14 protein-coding genes and 2 tRNA genes are annotated in these 18,137 nt (G+C 64.4%); 6 read left to right on the top strand and 10 right to left on the bottom strand.

What is annotated here, in order from left to right; genetic code table 11:
* Positions 1 to 90: 90 nt before the first annotated feature.
* Genes OOZ51_RS11520 through OOZ51_RS11500 form a run of 5 tightly spaced genes read right to left on the bottom strand, consistent with a single transcriptional unit; the run spans position 91 to position 3,321 of the window.
* Positions 91 to 543 (bottom strand): hypothetical protein, encoded by a 453-nt coding sequence (locus tag OOZ51_RS11520; RefSeq protein ID WP_265979704.1) that lies wholly within the window; start codon positions 541 to 543, stop codon positions 91 to 93.
* Between the two features lie 8 nt (positions 544 to 551).
* Positions 552 to 1,205 (bottom strand): bacterial proteasome activator family protein, encoded by a 654-nt coding sequence (locus OOZ51_RS11515; protein WP_265979703.1) that lies wholly within the window; start codon positions 1,203 to 1,205, stop codon positions 552 to 554.
* A gap of 26 nt (positions 1,206 to 1,231) precedes the next feature.
* Positions 1,232 to 1,699 (bottom strand): GNAT family N-acetyltransferase, encoded by a 468-nt coding sequence (locus OOZ51_RS11510; RefSeq protein ID WP_265979702.1) that lies wholly within the window; start codon positions 1,697 to 1,699, stop codon positions 1,232 to 1,234.
* A gap of 25 nt (positions 1,700 to 1,724) precedes the next feature.
* Entirely contained in the window at positions 1,725 to 2,306 is a 582-nt protein-coding gene (locus OOZ51_RS11505) for a PadR family transcriptional regulator (RefSeq protein WP_265979701.1), read from the bottom strand.
* 31 nt (positions 2,307 to 2,337) lie between these two features.
* Positions 2,338 to 3,321, bottom strand: a complete 984-nt coding sequence (locus OOZ51_RS11500; RefSeq protein ID WP_265979700.1) for an NAD(P)H-quinone oxidoreductase — start codon at positions 3,319 to 3,321, stop codon at positions 2,338 to 2,340.
* A gap of 113 nt (positions 3,322 to 3,434) precedes the next feature.
* On the opposite strand from OOZ51_RS11500, the gene OOZ51_RS11495 reads away from it, so the two are divergent.
* Positions 3,435 to 3,522, top strand: a tRNA-Ser gene (locus tag OOZ51_RS11495).
* A 192-nt stretch (positions 3,523 to 3,714) separates the two neighbouring features.
* Here the strand turns inward: OOZ51_RS11495 and nirD are convergent.
* Entirely contained in the window at positions 3,715 to 4,089 is a 375-nt protein-coding gene (nirD, locus tag OOZ51_RS11490; protein WP_265979698.1) for a nitrite reductase small subunit NirD, read from the bottom strand.
* A gap of 280 nt (positions 4,090 to 4,369) precedes the next feature.
* Here nirD and nirB point away from each other — a divergent pair, with 280 nt between their 5' ends.
* Positions 4,370 to 6,991: a nitrite reductase large subunit NirB gene (nirB, locus tag OOZ51_RS11485; RefSeq protein ID WP_265979697.1), complete on the top strand. Its 2,622-nt coding sequence runs from the start codon at positions 4,370 to 4,372 to the stop codon at positions 6,989 to 6,991.
* Positions 6,992 to 7,011: 20 nt separating this feature from the next.
* On the opposite strand, the gene OOZ51_RS11480 is transcribed toward nirB, so the two are convergent.
* Complete coding sequence (locus OOZ51_RS11480) at positions 7,012 to 7,785, bottom strand: potassium channel family protein (RefSeq protein ID WP_265979696.1); 774 nt, start codon at positions 7,783 to 7,785, stop codon at positions 7,012 to 7,014.
* A gap of 93 nt (positions 7,786 to 7,878) precedes the next feature.
* Between OOZ51_RS11480 and OOZ51_RS11475 the strand changes: the two genes are divergently transcribed.
* Positions 7,879 to 8,757: an undecaprenyl-diphosphate phosphatase gene (locus tag OOZ51_RS11475; protein WP_265979694.1), complete on the top strand. Its 879-nt coding sequence runs from the start codon at positions 7,879 to 7,881 to the stop codon at positions 8,755 to 8,757.
* Between the two features lie 111 nt (positions 8,758 to 8,868).
* Complete coding sequence (locus OOZ51_RS11470; protein WP_265979693.1) at positions 8,869 to 9,648, top strand: VOC family protein; 780 nt, start codon at positions 8,869 to 8,871, stop codon at positions 9,646 to 9,648.
* 118 nt (positions 9,649 to 9,766) lie between these two features.
* Here the strand turns inward: OOZ51_RS11470 and OOZ51_RS11465 are convergent, their stop codons facing one another.
* Entirely contained in the window at positions 9,767 to 11,758 is a 1,992-nt protein-coding gene (locus OOZ51_RS11465; RefSeq protein WP_265979692.1) for an FAD/NAD(P)-binding protein, read from the bottom strand.
* A 59-nt stretch (positions 11,759 to 11,817) separates the two neighbouring features.
* Here OOZ51_RS11465 and OOZ51_RS11460 point away from each other — a divergent pair, with 59 nt between their 5' ends.
* Positions 11,818 to 14,079 (top strand): prolyl oligopeptidase family serine peptidase, encoded by a 2,262-nt coding sequence (locus tag OOZ51_RS11460; protein ID WP_265979690.1) that lies wholly within the window; start codon positions 11,818 to 11,820, stop codon positions 14,077 to 14,079.
* Between the two features lie 96 nt (positions 14,080 to 14,175).
* Positions 14,176 to 14,263 (top strand) — tRNA-Ser (locus OOZ51_RS11455).
* A gap of 190 nt (positions 14,264 to 14,453) precedes the next feature.
* Here OOZ51_RS11455 and OOZ51_RS11450 read toward each other — a convergent pair.
* Positions 14,454 to 15,893, bottom strand: coding sequence for an MFS transporter (locus OOZ51_RS11450; RefSeq protein ID WP_265979688.1), 1,440 nt, complete (start codon positions 15,891 to 15,893; stop codon positions 14,454 to 14,456).
* Positions 15,890 to 18,061, bottom strand: coding sequence for a RecQ family ATP-dependent DNA helicase (locus OOZ51_RS11445; RefSeq protein ID WP_265979686.1), 2,172 nt, complete (start codon positions 18,059 to 18,061; stop codon positions 15,890 to 15,892). Before OOZ51_RS11445 ends, OOZ51_RS11450 begins: the two co-directional genes overlap by 4 nt.
* Positions 18,062 to 18,137: the final 76 nt, after the last annotated feature.

The following is an 18,137-nucleotide window of genomic DNA, read 5'->3' as shown; positions in this document are numbered from 1 at the left end:
CCCCGTGGCTACGGATTCCGGGGTCTCTAAGCTAGGCGCTTAATAGTTGTCATGTGGGAATAGGCGCGCCTGCACCTATTCTTCGGGTCCCTACGAGTCGGCCTGCGCCCTCAACAGCCGCTCCGCTTCGTCCACATGCTCGTAGACCGCTTCGGCGCGCCGTCGCACCGAAACCGCTCCCACGGGGACGGGCCCGACGGCGAGACGCAGCATCGCGGCCGCCTCCGCCGTCGTCGCAAGAGAGTTCCCTGCTTTGGACAATGCGCGGTGCACCCCGGCGAGCGACCCCGGAATGTCCAGTCCGTCACTGGGTGCCCTGAGCTGCGCTTCGACACAGACGGCACGGACCCTGGAAGACAAGCCGGCCAGTTCGTTGGCAATGACCACGAGTTCGACGTAAAGCTGTTCGTCTTCCACGCCCTCAAGCACCTGGTGGTACCGGTCAAGGCCGCGATGGAAGCGATCGTGGGCACGCCTCCACAGTCCCTTGCCAAGTTCAGCATCATCCTTCCGCCCCTGCCGGACGGCCCCAAAGAACCCCAATCCAGCGCTCAGAGGTATTGACCCGGGTGCCGGTCCGGGTCTTCAACGCGAGGAGGTTTGCCGGGTTCCGCTTCCTTGCCGGGAAGGTGGGCACGCTGCGGCTCACCGTTCTCGCCAATAACGACGCCCGGGGCGATCATGGTGCCTGGCGGAAGTTGGCGAAGCTGCAGCTGGGCAACAGCGTGCTCCCGGGCCGCCTGCTGGGCCGCAATAGCTGTCTGGATGCCGTGGAACAGCCCTTCGAGCCAACCAACCAACTGTGCCTGTGCGATCCGGAGCTCCGCGTCGGACGGAGTCGTGTGTTCAGGGAAGGGGAGGCTGATGCGTTCCAGTTCCTCCACAAGTTCGGGAGCAAGGCCTTCTTCGAGCTCCTTGATGGAGCGTTCATGGATCTCGGCAAGGCGTCCCCGCGCTGCCTCGTCCAAGGGGGCGCTCTTCACTTCTTCAAGGAGCTGGCGGATCATGGTGCCGATCCGCATGACTTTGGCGGGCTCGTCGACAAGGTCCTGCAGCGTGCTGCCCTTCTTGACGCCAGGCTTCCCGTTGGCCTTCGGGCCGGCTTCCGATGTGCTCTCCGCCGTCCCAGCGTCCAAGGTTGTGCCCTCCACCGGGATGTCGTCAAAGCTCTCGCCACTGGATTGAGTGCCGTCCTGATCGCTCATGCGTTCATACTCTCATGGGCCGCAACTCAGCCCAGAGCCTTGACGAGTATTTCGCCTTCGTCCTTAGCGAAACCACATTTTTCATAGAAACCCGTGGCGTAGACGTTGGCCGGGACCCAGACTTCCTCCATCCCATGTCCCCGCATCCATTCCTCCATGACCGCCAGGAGGGACCGGCCGATACCGCGACGGCGCCAATTCGCGTGAGTACCCATTTCCATGAGGAGAAGTTCCGCCCATGGGCCTGCAATGCGGCGGCGCTGGATGCAGCAGTGAAGGAAACCAACTGTCACGCCACCGAGCTCAGCCAGCCAGAACAGCACGGCAGGGTCGCCCAAAAAGGAGCGGGCGGCGTCGTAGGCCAACGCGCCTGATGGCTCAACTGAAGGGTCCTCGTCGAACAGATTGTCCGTCTCCGCGAGGCGGATCAGTGCGTGGGCGTCGTCGGGACCGAGCAGCCGGATTCGAACGTCGGCATTCGTGAATGTTGCCACACCGGCACCTCCCCTGCGGAGCAGTCTATGCGGTGGGCGCTCCCGCGCCGCGAAAGGTTCCTGCCATGCCGTTGCTGGGTCCGTTGGCCTGTTGGACCAGCCTGGCCTCACAGAGATCCAACCAGCGAACCTCCGCCTCGGCGTGGAAGACCAGGGAATCCAGAACGAGCAGCCGGGCCGTATCCGTTACCCGCTGGTTGGCGGCAACATCCTTGCGGGCCTGGGTGTGCTCCTGCAGCTCCCGCAAGGAAAGCTCACGTTGGGCCTGGATGAGCGCGGTGGGGTCGGTGCCAGCCGTCGTGACGGCCAGAGCCAGTTTGATAGCCAACTCGTTCCTGGGCGGAACTCCCCGATCCACCGCGGTTGCGAACCATCGGCGGATCTCGGCGGCCCCGGCGTCCGTGATGCTGTAGAGCACGTGCCCCTGGCCGTCGTCGCCGTTCCTGCGAACCAAAGCGTCCCGCTCCAGCCGGTTAAGCGTTGTGTACACCTGGCCGATGTTCAGGGGCCAGACTGCGCCTGTGCGTTCCTCGAAGGCCACGCGAAGCTGGTAGCCGTAGCGGGGCTGCTCCTGGAGCAATGCCAGGATGCTGTACCGGATGGACATTGCCCTCCTTCTTGCGGCCGGTTTGGCGGGCTTAGAGCAGCAGCAGGACTTTGCCCATGTGCTCGCCGGAATCAAAGTACTCGTGGGCTTCGCGGACCTGCTCCAGGGGGAACGACTTGGCAACGAATGGTCTGATCCGGCCGTCGGCGAGCATCGGCCACACCGACTCGCGGACGGCGTTCATGATGACGCCTTTTTCCGCCACGGGACGCGGACGCAGCGATGTACCGATGATTGCCGCGCGCTTGCTGAGCAACTGCCCGAGGTTGATTTCGCCCTTGACGCCACCCTGCAGCCCGATCACCACCAACCGGCCGTAATCCGCGAGGGCTTCCACGTTTTGCTGCAAGTATTTGGCCCCCACGACGTCGAGGATAACGTCCGCGCCTTTGCCGCCGTTTTGTGCCTTGAGGCTTACTGCGAAATCTTCTTCCGCATAGTTGATGGCGATGTCGGCTCCGAGAAAAGCTTTAGCGGTGCCCACCTTTTCGGCCGTGCCGGCTGTGGCCGCGACTGTGGCACCGTACGCTTTGGCGAGTTGGATGGCCATGGTGCCGATCCCGCCCGTGGCACCGTGTATAAGTACGGTCTCACCGGCTTGCAGCTGGGCAGTCATGATGAGGTTCGAGTACACCGTGGCAGCCACTTCAGGCAAGGCCGCGGCAGTGACCAGATCCACGCCGTCGGGCAATCGCAGAACCTGTTCGGCCGGGACCGCGACTTGCTGCGCGTAGCCGCCACCAGCAAGCAGCGCCACCACCTTGTCGCCGACGGAGAAAGGCTTGCTCACATCGGGCCCGAACGCGGCAATCCTGCCGGACACCTCAAGGCCGGGAATTTCGGAGGCTCCGGGTGGCGGCGGGTAGAAACCGCGGCGCTGCTGGACATCGGCCCTGTTGAGGCCGGCGGCGACGACGTCGATGAGAACCTCACCGGGGCCGGGAACCGGAGGAGGGACCTCACGGACCTCGAGAACCTCGGGCCCGCCCGGTTCGGAGATGTAGACGGCTTTCATACGTGCTCCCGATTTCTTGCTCAGCGGAGTTGGCCTTTAGGACACCTTAATTGGGTTAATCGCGGCGTCGGGTTTTTGGCACAACCAACTCCCTATGAAACACTACTAGGCAGGGAAGGTTGTCCGAGCGGCCTAAGGAGCTGGTCTTGAAAACCAGTGTGCGGTAACCCCGCACCAAGGGTTCAAATCCCTTACCTTCCGCGTAGCGCGACGATCGCGCAACTGAGGGGCCGGTTCATGCGAATCTTTGGATTCCATGGCCGGCCTCTTTGCGTTTAAGCAGTGGGTTGCCGGCTTCGCGCTGCCGGCATCGTGTGGCCGGTGAGGGCCGCCGAGAACGCCACTGGCCGGTTCCGTGAGCGGAACCGGCCAGGATCGGCGTCGAGCGGGCAGCTAGACGGCTACCTCAATGTATCCGTCCACCAGACGGGTGGCGTAGCTCGCGAGCCGCAGTTCGGGGTTGGTGAAGCATTCGCCGGTTTCGAGGTCGTAGACCTCTTTGTGAAGCGGTGAGGCGATGGTGGGACGGCTGCCCCGCGAACCGACGATCCCCCGTGCCATGACGTTGGAGAGGGTCGCGGGGTCCTGTTGGGACACCGCCAGGACTTCATTCGGCGTGGTGCGGAACAGTGCTACTTGCTTGCCGCCGACCAAAGCAGCTTCGCCCCACGCCGGTTCGAGTTCGTCGATTGCGCAGACGCGGTGCCAGCCGGACGCCGTCGGCGCGCTCTGCTGTTGTAGTTTTTCCCGATCCAGAATTGCGGTCATTTCAGCCCCTATCGCTTAGCCTGCCGAGCCAGCGGATCCATATCCGCCATCGGCACGGGCCGTTTGCGGCCACATCTTCACGGTAGGCCGGTCATGTTTCGCCGGAATGCAAACAATGTGTCCTGTTCGTAAAGGAGACCTCACTCCACCGCAATCCTCACCGTGATGCGAAGGTTAAGCTTCTGAAACAAAAGGGAAACTGATGCGAAACTGCCCGTCCGTAGTCTGAGGTGACAAGTCGCGGATGACACGGTTCTGCGGCACATGCGAAAGGCCGCCAGTGACCGGACACACTTCACCCTCAGAGAACCCGCGCCGAATTGTGGTCGCCGGTGGAGGCCCAGCGGCCCACCGATTCGCCGACGCCATGCACACCCGCGGTCTCGAGGGCTGGCACGTCACGGTCCTGACCGAGGAAGCCCACCTCCCGTATGACCGGGTCACGCTGAGCAAGGCCCTCATCGATGTGGACCACGACCTCACACTCGGCCAGGCCTCGATGTGGGACCACGATGCCCTGGACCTGCGCAAAGGCGAGCGGGTGGTCAAGATCAACGCCGAAGCCAAGTCGGTGGAAACCGCGGCCGGCAACAGCTACTCCTACGACGCCCTCGTGGTCGCGACCGGTTCGAACGCTGCCCGCCTGCCGATCCCCGGCGCCGAGCACACCCACGTTTACCGCACGCTCGAAGACGTGCGGGCCATCAACGAAGCCATTACCCAGCTCTCGGAGAAACTTGGACGCAAGGTCAAGGCGGTCACCATCGGCGGTGGTCTCCTCGGCCTCGAATCGGCCGCCGGCACGGAGCAGTTGGGCGCCACCCCGATCGTCATCGACGGCGCGTCGTGGCTGATGGCCACACAGCTCGATGAGGGCGCCGGCCAAGCGCTGGGCCGCCTCATCAAGGACAAGGGCTTCGAGATCCACGGCGGCGTGTTCCCGTCCGAAGTGCTGTCCGACGACGACGGCCAGGTCACCGGAGTCCTCATGGCCGACGGGCGCATCATCGACGCCGACATCGTGATCGTCGCAATCGGCGTCAGGCCGCGCGATGAGCTCTTCCGTGCCGCGGAGGGCGAGGAGCAGGTCTTCTCCCTTGGCCAGCGCGGCGGTGTTGTCATTTCCGACGGTTGCGAAACCGAGATCTCCGGCATCTTCGCGATTGGCGAGGTGGCGAACTTCGACGGCATGTGCCTGGGGCTCGTGGCGCCGGCGAACACGATGGCCGAGATCGTGGCCGACCGGCTGCACGGCGGACAGGCGACCTTCCCCGGCTTCGACACCGCCACCAAGCTCAAGCTCTCCGGCGTGGACGTGGCCAGCTTCGGGGACGCGTTCGCCAGGACCGAACACTCCCTGGAAATCGTGTACGCGGACCCGGCCCGGGGCGTGTACCAGAAGATCGTCACCACCGATGACGCCAAGACCCTGCTCGGCGGCATCTTCGTCGGCGACGCCACCCCCTACATGAGCCTGCGCCCCATGCTCGGCCGCGAACTGCCCGCCGAACCCGGCGCGTACCTCACCGCCGCCGGCGGCGGGGACGCCCCCGAGACCGAACTGCCCGACGACGCGATCCTGTGCTCGTGCAACAACGTGCCCGCCGGATCCATCCGGGACGCCATCAACGGCTGCGGCTCCTGCGAGGGCAAGGCCCCCGTCCAGGAACTGGGCGAACTGAAGACCTGCTCCCGGGCCGGCACCCAGTGCGGGTCCTGCGTGCCCATGCTCAAGAAACTCCTCGAAGGGGAACTGAAGAAGTCCGGCATCGAGGTCTCCAAGGCCCTGTGTGAGCACTTCGGCCTCTCCCGCCAGGAACTCTTCGACGCCATCCGGGTCCTGGAACTGACCTCCTTCGAGGACATCCTGGCCAAATACGGCACCGGCGCGGGCTGTGACATCTGCAAACCCACCATCGCCTCGATCCTCGCCTCGCAGCATTCCGCGTACGTGCTCGACGCGGGCCGGGGCACCCTGCAGGACACCAACGACCGCGCCCTGGCCAACATGCAAAAGGACGGTACCTACTCCGTGGTCCCGCGCATACCGGGCGGTGAGATCACGCCGGACAAGCTCGTGGTCATCGGCTCCGTCGCGAAGAAGTATGGCCTCTACACAAAGATCACCGGCGGGCAGCGCATCGACATGTTCGGCGCCCGCCTCGAGCAACTCCCGGACATCTGGGGCGAGCTCATCGAGGCCGGCATGGAGTCCGGACAGGCGTACGGCAAGAGCCTGCGCACCGTGAAATCCTGCGTCGGCTCCACATGGTGCCGATACGGCGTCCAGGACTCCGTGGCCATGGCGATCAAGCTCGAGTTGCGCTACCGCGGCCTGCGCAGTCCGCACAAGCTCAAGCTCGGCGTCTCCGGCTGCGCCCGCGAATGCGCCGAAGCCCGCGGCAAGGACGTCGGCGTCATCGCCACCGCTGACGGCTGGAACCTCTACGTTGGCGGCAACGGCGGCGCGACCCCCACTCACGCCCAGCTCCTCGCGGGCGGGCTAGACGACGAGACCCTCATCAAATACATCGACCGCTACTTCATGTATTACATCCGCACCGCGGACCGTCTCCAGCGCACCGCCCGCTGGCAGGAAGAACTCGAAGGCGGTCTCGAGCACGTGCGGCAGGTCGTCGTCGAGGACTCGCTCGGCATCGCCGAGGAGCTCGAGGCGGCCATCGCCACCCACGTCGAAAATTACGAGGACGAGTGGGCCGCGACGCTCAAGGACCCCGAACGGCTCCGCCGCTTCCGCTCCTTCGTCAACGCCCCCGACGAAAAAGACGAAGCCATCACCTTCGTCCCCGAACGCGGCCAGATCCGCCCCGCCACCAACGAGGAAAAGGGCGGCGTCCTCATTTCTTCCGCGAGCATCCCCATCCGCGGAAGCGAGGACTAAGAACGCACCTCGACGGCGAGCTACGGGGACGGCGAGTGGTCACTACGGGTTCCGACCACGCCGCCCGGTAGTTCGCCGTCGGCGTTTTCCAGGAGGGCAGTCAGGCGCTCGACCTGTTCGGCCAGCCGACGAATCTCCTGCTTCATTGGCTCCTCAGCCACCGTCGCGGCGGCGGCCGCTCCGGACGAAACCTGTTCGACGAGCCAGGACGCAACGGACGCAGTGACGACGCCGAGGACAGCGATCCCGCAGACCATCAGACCTCCGGCAACACAACGGCCCACAATCGTCACCGGATAGTGGTCCCCATAGCCCACGGTGGTGATGGTGACCATCGCCCACCAGATTGCATCGCCGAAGTTGGTGATGTTGGCGCCCGTGGCGTTCTCCTCCGCGTCAAGCACGGCTAGCGCACCGCAGTACGTCAGGAGGGCTGCGGAGCCGAGAACGAATGTGAGAATGCGGCCACGCATCGCGTTCCCGGCGGTGCGATGGAGAAGCTTCAGAAGTGTTACGAGCCGCAATAGCCTCAGCGGTCGCAAAACCGGGAGTGCAAGTATCAGCAACTCGTGGAGGTTCCGTAGGAACCATTGGGCGCGACGCCGGGCCAACAGGAGGCACATGGCGTAGTCCAGGGCAAACACCAGCCAGGTGACCCAGATGATGGTGTCAACGATGGAGGATTGGGACTCGCTGAGGTTGGCGATCACTTGGAACGAGTAGGCCACCAGAAACAGCACTGCTGCCGCCACCATCGGCCATTCGGAAATTTGCCGCCATCGTTCTTGGGTCATTCGTCGATACTAGCCACGGATCCTGCAACCGCCACGGCTGCCTCCCAGCAAACGTTCATCTCCCAGTAACCGGTACTGGCTAGGATCGAACCCATGATTAATATGATCCAGGCCATCGTCATGGGCCTGCTGCAGGGAATCACCGAGCTCTTCCCGATTTCCAGCCTCGGCCACAGCGTAATTTTGCCCAAACTATTCGGTTGGGGCCTGGACCAGAAAGCTCCGGAATTCCTGAACTTCCTCATAGCCACCCACTTGGCTACGGCAATTGTGCTGTTTTTCTTCTTCCTCCGGGACTGGATTGAAATCGCCAAGGGACTTGGCCGTTCCATCCGGGACAGGAAGATTGCGCCGTCGGATACCTACGCGAAGCTCGGCTGGCTCCTGGTAGTTGGAACCGTGCCTGCCGGAATCATCGGCCTGGTTTTGGAAAAGCCCATCCGGAACCTCTTTGGTTCCCCCCTGATCGCGGCGGCATTCTTGGTGGTCAACGGGCTTGTCCTTTTTGCGGCGGAACGCCTGCGGACCCGAGACAGCCGGCGCGCTGCAGCGCAACCGGTGACTGCCACTGTTTCCGACGCCGAAATCGCCACCCTGTCGTGGAAACGCGCCCTGGGAATCGGCTCCGCGCAAGCAGCCGCCCTGATCCCGGGCATCTCCCGTTCCGGCGCCTCGATGGCCGGCGGTTTGCTGTCCGGATTGAACAACGAAAATGCCGCGCGCTTCAGTTTCCTACTCGCAACCCCCATCATCGGCGCGGCTGCCGTGCTCAAGCTTCCTGAACTTTTCACCCCGGCCATGGCCGACGAGCGCGGCGTGTTCCTGGTGGGCGCGCTGTGCGCGGGTGTCGCCGCCTGGTTCGCTACCAAGTTCCTCCTTCGTTTCTTTGAAACGCGCACCCTGACGCCGTTCGCCATTTACTCGGTGGTCGGCGGGGCGATCTACTTCATCTTGATGCTCGTCATGGGATAGGACCCACCAAAGGCATTGAAACTGTCAGGGGCCCCGCATAGGGTTTTGTCTGTCTCCACCACCCACTCATGAAACCGTGGCAGCAACCGCGGTAACGACACAGGAGCAAACATGCCTACGCCTGACATCACCCCCGGCGCACCTTGCTGGATCGACCTGATGACCTCGGACCCGGAGAAGGCAAAGTCCTTCTACAACACGCTCTTCGGCTGGACCTACGAGACCGGGGATCAGGAAAAGTACGGCGGCTACATCACGGCCTCGAAGGACGGCAAGATAATGGCCGGGATCATGCAGAAGCAGGAAGACATGGCCCAGATGCCCGATGTCTGGTCCACCTATCTGCGCACTGACGACATCAAGGCCACCACTGAAGCGGCTGTCGCCCACGGTGGCCAGGTCTACATGGAACCCATGGAAGTGCCGGACCAGGGAACCATGGCAATGTACGCGGATTCCTCCGGAGCAGCCATCGGGGCCTGGCAGTTCGGCGAGATGAAGGGCTACCAACTCGCTGCCGAATCGGGCGCACCTGCTTGGCACGAGCTCTTCGCCAAGGAATACGACTCTGCTGTTTCCTTCTACCAGAACGTCTTCGGCTGGGAAACCACCGTCGTGGGCGACACCCCGGAGTTCCGTTACACCACGCTCGGCGCGGGCGACGACTCCAAGGCGGGCATCATGGATGCCTCCGGTTTCTTGCCTGCCGAGGTGCCGTCCTACTGGGGCGTCTATTTCGCTGTGGACAAGGTCGATACCACTATCGAGCAGGCCGTCTCCCTGGGCGCTACCGTCATCCAGGCAGCTGAGGACACTCCCTACGGCCGCATGGCCACCCTGACCGATCCGACGGGTGCTATCTTCAAGGTCATCGAAAACCAGGCTTCATAAGCCCACACCACCACGGATGAGCATGCTCTCCCCCGGCCTTGGCGAATGGACATATTGGGATTATGTCCACGCGCAGGATCGGGCGGGGAGCATGCTCATTATTCTTGGTGGAATATGCTCATTTTTGCAGGGGTAGGCCGAGCATGTCCCTGGCGATTTCGTCCGCGTCGCGGAGGGTCCGCTGGCCGCTGCGGTAGGCACGACCATCGGAAGGCCGGGCTTCGGCGGCGATGGCCGTCCCCCACTGGGCGGAGGAAAGTTGCAGGCCCAGGGCGTACATCCCGGGAGTCACGGAACCGTTCGCACCCACCAGACGGTAGGGGTGCGCCTCGACATCCAACCCGGAGGTCTGCACCGGCATTCCTTCGGCCGACATCATCACCTTGGGCCGCACCAACCCGTCGGCGAGCAACTGCCGCAGGAACGGAGAAACGCTCGCGCCCACCCTGTTCGCCGGGGACATGGCCTCAATCAGCGTCTTGGCTTCCCCGGCGTCGTCGTGCACCCAGGCTGATACCGCACGGAAGACCCCCCTGCCACGGTCAACGTTGAATCGCGGATCCGGGCCCACGAAACTCGCGACGCCGGCACGCGCCAAAGCGGCCAACTGTTCGGCGCGCACGGCGGGCGGACCGCTCGCGAGCCCCTCGACGAAGGACTCGAACCAGCCCCGAAGTTCACCCACCCACGATTCGTCGGTGATGCCGCCGTCGGCCACGGCACTCTTCAGGATGGCCCTTCCCGTGTGCAAGGCACCGATGGCCATCTTCACGGGATCCGCCTCTCCGAGCGCGGAGCGGCGGGCGTCGTCGTCCAGATAGTCCACGACGGCGGCGTCGAGTTCCTTCCTTGACGCGAAGGAACGCGCAGCCAATGGCGCCGCGAGGCCCAGAAGGTCAAGGCGGCGCGACGCTGCAACGTGGTTGGCAACCAGCTCTGCAACCTGGTTTTCCCACCGCCCGGTGGCATGCGCATGCGGCTGCAACAGGTCCTCGAGGGCAGCCAGGAATTCCGTCGCTTCGGGAACGGCCACGGGTTCCGAAACAACCAAAGTGGAGTAATAAGCCCACAAGGCATCGCGATGCAGGAGGGGCCAGAGATCGTGGTCGAAGCCAGGTTGGATTCCCGCCGCGGCGAAGCGCTCTATGGCGCCTTCCGTCAAGTACCGCAAACGCACCGACTTCGGGTAGTAACCGTCCAAGCCGGCCTTGGCCCGGTACGGAGTGCCACGCCTGGATGCCGCGAAGATCTTCGGTTCCCGGCCCGAGGGCAAGTACTTGAGCTTCCCGGGGAGACCGTCGCCAGCCGCCACGAACTGTCCGCCGCGGCCTTCCGTCAACTGGCCCATGACGTCAAAGAAGTTCAGTCCCATGCCCCGTACCAGGACCGTCTCTTTGTCCGGAACCAAGGCCCAGTCGACGTCGGCAGGAGCGGCCGGCGGGAAGTACAGCAGCCCGAGCTCCCCCGCCGCCTCCCTAAACGAACGCTGTTCCGGGTTCAGCCGGGACTCAAGGTGACCCAGCGAAAGGACGAGGGAATCAACGGTGAGCCTGCCGCCGTTGTCGAGTTCGACGTCGAACCCTCCGCCCGGGGGGCCGCCCGGCAAACCGTCGGCCGCGCCGCCCGGCAGGGGACGCGCCGCCACAGCATGGCACCTGTGGAACGCGATCTCGACGCCGGCAGGGACGCGTTCCAGCAATTCCTCCAACGTTGAGCGCAAATACCGTCCGTAGAGGGCACGGCTTGGAAAGTCGTGGGAGGCGAGGATGGCAAGTTCCGCCCGCTCCTCGGGGCTCAGGCCCTTGCCGCCGGACGCACGCTTTTCCGCGCGCCATTGCTCGAAAGATCCCCCGGCCAAGGGCGGCGCGAGCTGCTCGTCCTCTGGAATCAGGGTGGGGTAAAACGACTGCGTGTTCATGAGGTATAGGCGGGACTGTTCGGGCTGCCAGACGTGTCCGGGACCGGCCGGATAGGGGTCTACGACGTCGATATGCAGGGAACGGGCTTCCGTTTCCGTCGCGGCCCAATTGGCGAGCAATCGCTCAAGCACACTGGTGCCGCGGGGACCTGCCCCGATCAGCCCCACCCGAATGTTCTGCGATTTACCCACGCCCAAGCCTAACTTCTTGTGACTTGCTTCCTTCTCAGACAGTCGCTCTAGGATGAGGGATGACCACCACAGCAGCTGATCAAGCGCCCGCGCCCGACAACGAAACTGCCCAGGGAACCGCGACCGCCTCCGAACCTGTCGACGAGAATATCTGGCTCGAAGACGTTCATGGCGAAGAACAGCTGGCCTGGGTGCGGGAGCAAAATGCCCGCACTGAAGACTTGCTAGACGACGCCGATTACGCCGCCTTGGAAGCCGGAATCCTGGAAGTCCTGGACTCCACGGACAAGATCGCCATGGTGAACAAGCGCGGCGAGCACTATTACAACTTCTGGAAGGACCGGCAGAACCCGAAGGGTCTCTGGCGACGGACCACATGGGAGAGCTACCTTAGCGACTCTCCGGAATGGGACGTGCTTCTGGACATCGATGCACTGGCCGGGGCTGAGGGCGAAGAATGGGTGTTCCACGGCGCCAACTTCCTGCGCCCTGCCGAGGGCGAACCGCACCGCCTCGCCATCATCGCGCTCTCCCCCGACGGCGGCGACGCCAACCGCCACCGCGAGTTCGACGTCGAGACCCGCACCTTCGTGGACCCTGCCGCAGGCGGCTTCGACCTTCCGACCGCCAAAGGCAACGTGAGCTGGCTAGACGCCGACACGCTGCTGGTATCCACAACCGCGGACGGCCTACCGAAAACCACCTCCTCCTACGCGCGGACCGGAGTGAAGCTCCGGCGCGGCCAAAGCCTGACTAAAGCCGAGCGGATCTTCGAGATCCCCGAAGACCACATGATGGCGCTCGTCGCCCACGACTCCACCCCGGGTTTCGAACGCACCTTCGCCGTGGACTGGATCGACTTCTTCAACCGAACCACCTCCGTGCTGCGTGACGACGCGTGGCTTGCCATCGACGTCCCCACAGACGTGAACCTCAGTTCCCACCGCGAATGGCTCATGTTCCGTCCGCGGCAAGACTGGAACGTTGGCGGTGCAACGTACCCGGCGGGCTCGCTGCTTGCTGCCGAATTCGAGGGCTATCTGTCCGGAGCACGCGACTTCACAGTGCTCTTCACCCCGGACGAACACACTTCCCTGCAGTCCTGGAGTTGGACGCGGGACTACCTGCTCATGAACCTGTTGCACGATGTCTCTTCCGAGATCAGGGTGCTCGCTCCCGCCCGAAAGGACTCCGCCGGCGAGTGGGCGGTGACCTTGCTCGATGCGTGCCCGCCGCTGCACGATGTGAACGCCTACGCGGTGGACGACGAAGACGAAACGGAAGGCGACGACGCTGGCAACGACTACTGGCTCGTGGCGACGGGCTTCACCACTCCCACCACGCTCATGCGCGGCACGCTGTCCCCGGGCATCGCCACCCACAGCCTCGACGCTGGCCACGACGGCGGGGTGTCCAGCACGCACGCCGTGGTGAAGTCATCGCCGTCGTTCTTCAACGAGACGGACTACGAGGTGCAGCAACACTTCGCCACCTCGGCAGACGGCACGCGGGTGCCCTACTTCCAAGTGGCGTCCAAAGATCTGGACCTCGACGGCGAAAACCCCACGCAGCTTTCGGGCTACGGAGGCTTCGAGATCTCCAGAACCCCGGCCTACAGCGGCGCCATTGGGCGCGCGTGGCTGGAACGCCGAAGTGAAAGCATCCAATCCGACGATGGCTCCTCGGAGCATTCCCGCGGCGGCGTCTACGTCGTGGCCAACATCCGCGGCGGCGGCGAGTATGGCCCAGCCTGGCACCGCGCCGCCTTGCAGGAAAAGCGGCACCGCGCGTTCGAGGACTTCGCCGCGGTTGCGCGGGACCTCATCTCACGCGGCGTCACAAGTCCGCGCCGGCTCGGCTGCGTGGGCGGATCCAACGGCGGGCTGCTGGTGGGCAACATGCTGACCCAGTATCCGGAGCTGTTCGGAGCGGTCTCCTGCGGTGTCCCATTGCTGGACATGCGCCGCTACACCAAGCTTTCGGCCGGCTACTCCTGGATTGCCGAGTACGGCGATCCGGACGTCCCGGAGCAATGGGAATTCATCCGAACCTTCTCTCCGTATCATCTGTTGCGCGACGGCGTCGACTACCCGGAGACGTTCATCTGGACGGCCACCTCCGACGACCGTGTGGGCCCGGTCCAAGCCCGGAAGATGGCCGCCCGGATGCAGGCGATGGGCATCCCCAACGTGTGGTTCCACGAAGCACTTGAAGGCGGTCACGCAGGCGCTTCGGACAACCGCCAAGCGGCCTCCCTCCAGGCCCGCAGCCAGCACTTCCTCTGGCGGGCACTCGCTGGCAAGCAGGGCGCGGGGCAGTGACGGTCGCCTAAGATCCACGCCCGCGGCTCCTCGGCTCCCCCGTTTTGCACTGGGTGCCCAGTTCTGCGTATCCTTGGTTGGCTAGCAATAGCAACTGGAGACGTGCCAGAGCGGCCGAATGGGCTTCACTGCTAATGAAGTGTGGGGCACAACTCCACCGGGGGTTCAAATCCCCCCGTCTCCGCGTTTTGGCCCCGGTCCTTGGACCGGGGCCTTTTTGCGTTCCGGGCCGGTCGACCGGATCCCGTTCACGCACACCGCTTCCTAACTAGAGCGATCCGGGCAGCACCTTGGGCCGAGCTAAAGACGCCGGGCGCAAGGATGCTGGGCCTCTGTTGGCGAGGTTCCGGGGTCTTTGGCTTCTCCTCGCGCCCCTAGCCTCGGCGCTTCTCGGCCTTGCTCACTGCACTACGGCTGACTTCGGCTCCGGCGTGCCTGTGCAGCGTGAGGCTGTCCGCGGTGCTCAACAGCATCGCGGCGGCCATCGCGAGGAAGGCGCCCCGGTACGCCGAGGAAGGGCCGCCGCCGAAGAGCGAAACATGGTCGAAAAGGCGCAGGAAGAGCGCACCTACCGCAATGCCGGCACCCGCGGCCAGTTGCACAAGCGTGGCTGAAACCGCGTTGGCCGAGGGAAGCTCCCCCGGAACGATGTCCGCATACTGCACGGATGCGTAGGCCGAGAACCCGATCGAACGGAAGGCGCCGCTGGCCAGCAGCAAGGCAAAGATCAAAGCTTCAGGGGTTTCGGGGGTGAGCATGGCACACGCGGCAAAAGTGACCGCCGAGGCGAGGGACGCGAAAACCAGCACCGGTTTGAAGCCGAACCGCCGGATGGTGGGCGTCGTGGCGGGCTTGATGCCGATGTTGCCAATGAAGACGGCAGCCACCATGGCCCCGGATTTGAGCGGATCCCAGCCAAAACCGTCTTGGAACAACAGCGGCAGAAGAAAAGGCACCGAACTGATGGTTAGCCGATAAACGAACCCTCCGGTGGAAGTGGCCCGGAACGTGCGGGTGGCGAAGACACGGAGGTCGAAGAGCGGAGCCTTGGCCTTGAGCATCCACCAGCCTGCCCCGGCCAAAGCCAATGCTCCGGCCAACATTACGACCGCGGGGATCACGCCCGCGCCATGACCTCCAACCCCTTCAAGACCTACTACAAGGGATCCGACGCCGAAGGTGGTAAGCGTGAGCCCTAGCCAGTCGAGCCGGCGACCCGCATTGCCTCCCGTGCGGGGAACCAGCCTCAGCGCCGCAATGAACGCAGCAATCCCCAGAGGAACGTTGATGAGGAAGATCCAGTGCCACGAAAGGTATGTGGTGAAGGCTCCGCCCACGAGGGGCGCCAGAACGGGAGCCAGCAATCCGGGCCAAATCAGGAACGCGGTGGCCCGGAGGAGCTCCGACTTAGGCGTACCTCGCAGCACCACAAGGGTTCCTACAGGCACCATCATCGCCCCGCCGGCCCCCTGCGCCACCCGGCTGAGGGTCAGCCAAGTGAGGTCTTGGCTCACCGCGCACAACAGCGACGCGACAGTGAACACCGCGATCGCCAGGCAGAAGATTCGGCGTGCCCCGAAGCGTTCTGCGAGCCAGCTGCTCAACGGAATTCCCATGGCCACGGTCACTAAGTAGGCCGTCATCGTGACGTTGACATCGGCCGAAGCCACTTTGAAATCGGCAGCGATGCTCGGCATGGCGGTGGTGAGGACTGTGCCGTCCAGGAACTCCATGAAGAAGGTGGCGGCAACCAGCAGCGCGAGCCGCGGCTGCCATTGGGACTCGGACTGGACGTCCGATGCCGCGCCGCTCAAGCCGCTTGACCAAGGACGAGGGGCAGCACCGATCCCGCTCCGGCTTGCCTGAGGACTCGCCCCGCAACCGTCATGGTCCAGCGGCTGTCCGCAAGATCGTCGACCAAGAGGATGCCCTGCCCGCCTAGCGCCGCGAGGTTCTGTCCGAGTTCCGGGCCCACAACGAGGCGGTCCCACACGCCGGCCAGCCGGTAGGCACTGTTGCCGCCCCTCCCGCCAGTAGGTCCACCGTGCTGGAGCTGGAGGGAACCCAGATACGGCATCTGGCCGATCCCGGCTATACCGCGCGCCAGGGATTCGACAAGCGCGGGCTTGTTCCTGGACGGGATGCTCACCACGGCTGCGGGCCGTCCTTGGCCGCTCCATCCTGCAGATCGGCCGTCTCCTGCGGCCCATTCCCGCAACACCTGCACGCAAGCCTGCAGCATGGCAGGCTCAACATCGCGGTCAGCTGCGCCGGAGGCAAAGAGTTCACGGAGGGCGCCTCCCCATCCGAGGTCGGTCAGCCGCGCCAGAACGCGGCCCTCGGCCAGCAGCTCGTCGGGCTTGATCTTGCCCTTCACGGCAACGCCCAGCCGGTCCATGCCGCTGGGCCATTGAAGCCGTGGTTCCAAGGCAAGACCCGCGCGCCTGAGGGTCTGCCCCGCGACGTCGGCGGCTGCTGCTGCCACGTCTGCCGGGAACCACGTGCCAGCGCAATTGTCGCAGCGACCGCATGCACGTGCCGACTCGTCGTCCAGGACGGCGGTGATGTACTCCATGCGGCATCCAGCCGTGTCCTGGTAGATCACCATTGAATCCTGTTCGTCCACCCGGGCCTCGGCGATACGGGCGTAACGCTCGGCGTCGTAGATCCACGGGCGTCCCGTGGACCTCCAGCCGCCACCCACCCGCTCCACCGCACCGTCAACCGCGAGGACCTTCAACAGGAGTTCCAGTGGCGTCCGGCGCAAGTCCACCCTTGCTTCGAGAGCCACAGTGGATAGGGCCGTGCCGGACTCAGCCAAGACGTTGAGGACGGCGGCAGCCTTTTCCTCTGACGGCATGGAAGCCGTGGCAAAGTACTGCCAGATCTCCCTGTCCTCGGATCCGGGTAGGAGGAGCACATCGGCGTTGGCGGCCCCACGGCCTGCGCGGCCCACTTGCTGGTAATAAGCAACCGGTGATGACGGGGCACCAAGGTGGATGACGAAACCGAGATCCGGTTTGTCGAATCCCATGCCAAGCGCCGAGGTGGCCACGAGCGCCTTCACCTGGTTGTCCTTGAGGAGTTGTTCAGCCCGTTCACGGTCGGCGGGGTCCGTGCGGCCGGTGTAGGACAGGACGTTGTGGCCGGCCTCGGAGAGCAGCCGGGCGGTGTCCTCCGCGGCGGAAACGGTCAGGGTATAGATGATTCCGCTGCCTGGCATGTCAGCCAGATGGGTCAGCAACCAGCCGAGGCGATCCCTTGAGTCTGCGAGCTTCAGAACGCCCAGACGCAGGGACTCACGGCCAAGTGTCCCGCGGATGGTGAGCACACCCGCTCCAAGTTGCTCCTCGATGTCATGGACCACCCGGGAGTTGGCCGTGGCTGTGGTTGCCAGCACGGGGACGCTTCCCGGCAGTTGCTCGATGAGATCGGAGATACGCCGGTAGTCGGGACGGAAATCGTGGCCCCAGTCCGAAATACAGTGTGCCTCGTCAATCACGAGGAGGCCGGTACGGCGGATGAGCTCGGGAAGCTGGTTCTCGCGGAACGCTGGATTGGTGAGCCGCTCCGGTGAAACCAAGAGAACATCGACCTCATCCGCAGCCAGTTGCTCGCGAACGTTGTCCCACTCGAGCTGATTGGCGGAATTGATCGCCACGGCGCGAACGCCGGCACGTGCGGCTGCCGCCACCTGGTCCCGCATGAGCGCGAGCAGCGGCGAAACGATGAGCGTAGGCCCGGCGCCCCGACGCCTCAGCAACAAGGACGAGACGAAGTACACGGCCGACTTGCCCCAGCCAGTCCGTTGCACCACCAAGGCGCGCCGCCCAGCGTCGACGAGGGCCTCGATCGCCTCGTACTGGCCGTCGTGGAATCGGGCGTCCGCGTTTCCCACAAGCTCCTTCAGTACCTCAAGGGCCTGCGGTCGGGTGGTGGACGGTTCCGCTGCGAGGAGGGCAGCATCCGGGTTGTTGGGCATGGCTTCAGTATTCCAGCACCGGCAGACAGCCAGAACCCAGGACTTCATCTATGTGGACAAAGGTTTTCCACACTGC

It is taken from the genome of Arthrobacter rhizophilus (assembly GCF_026241105.1).
Taxonomy (GTDB): domain Bacteria; phylum Actinomycetota; class Actinomycetes; order Actinomycetales; family Micrococcaceae; genus Arthrobacter.
This window is presented reverse-complemented; position numbering and strand designations above follow the sequence as displayed.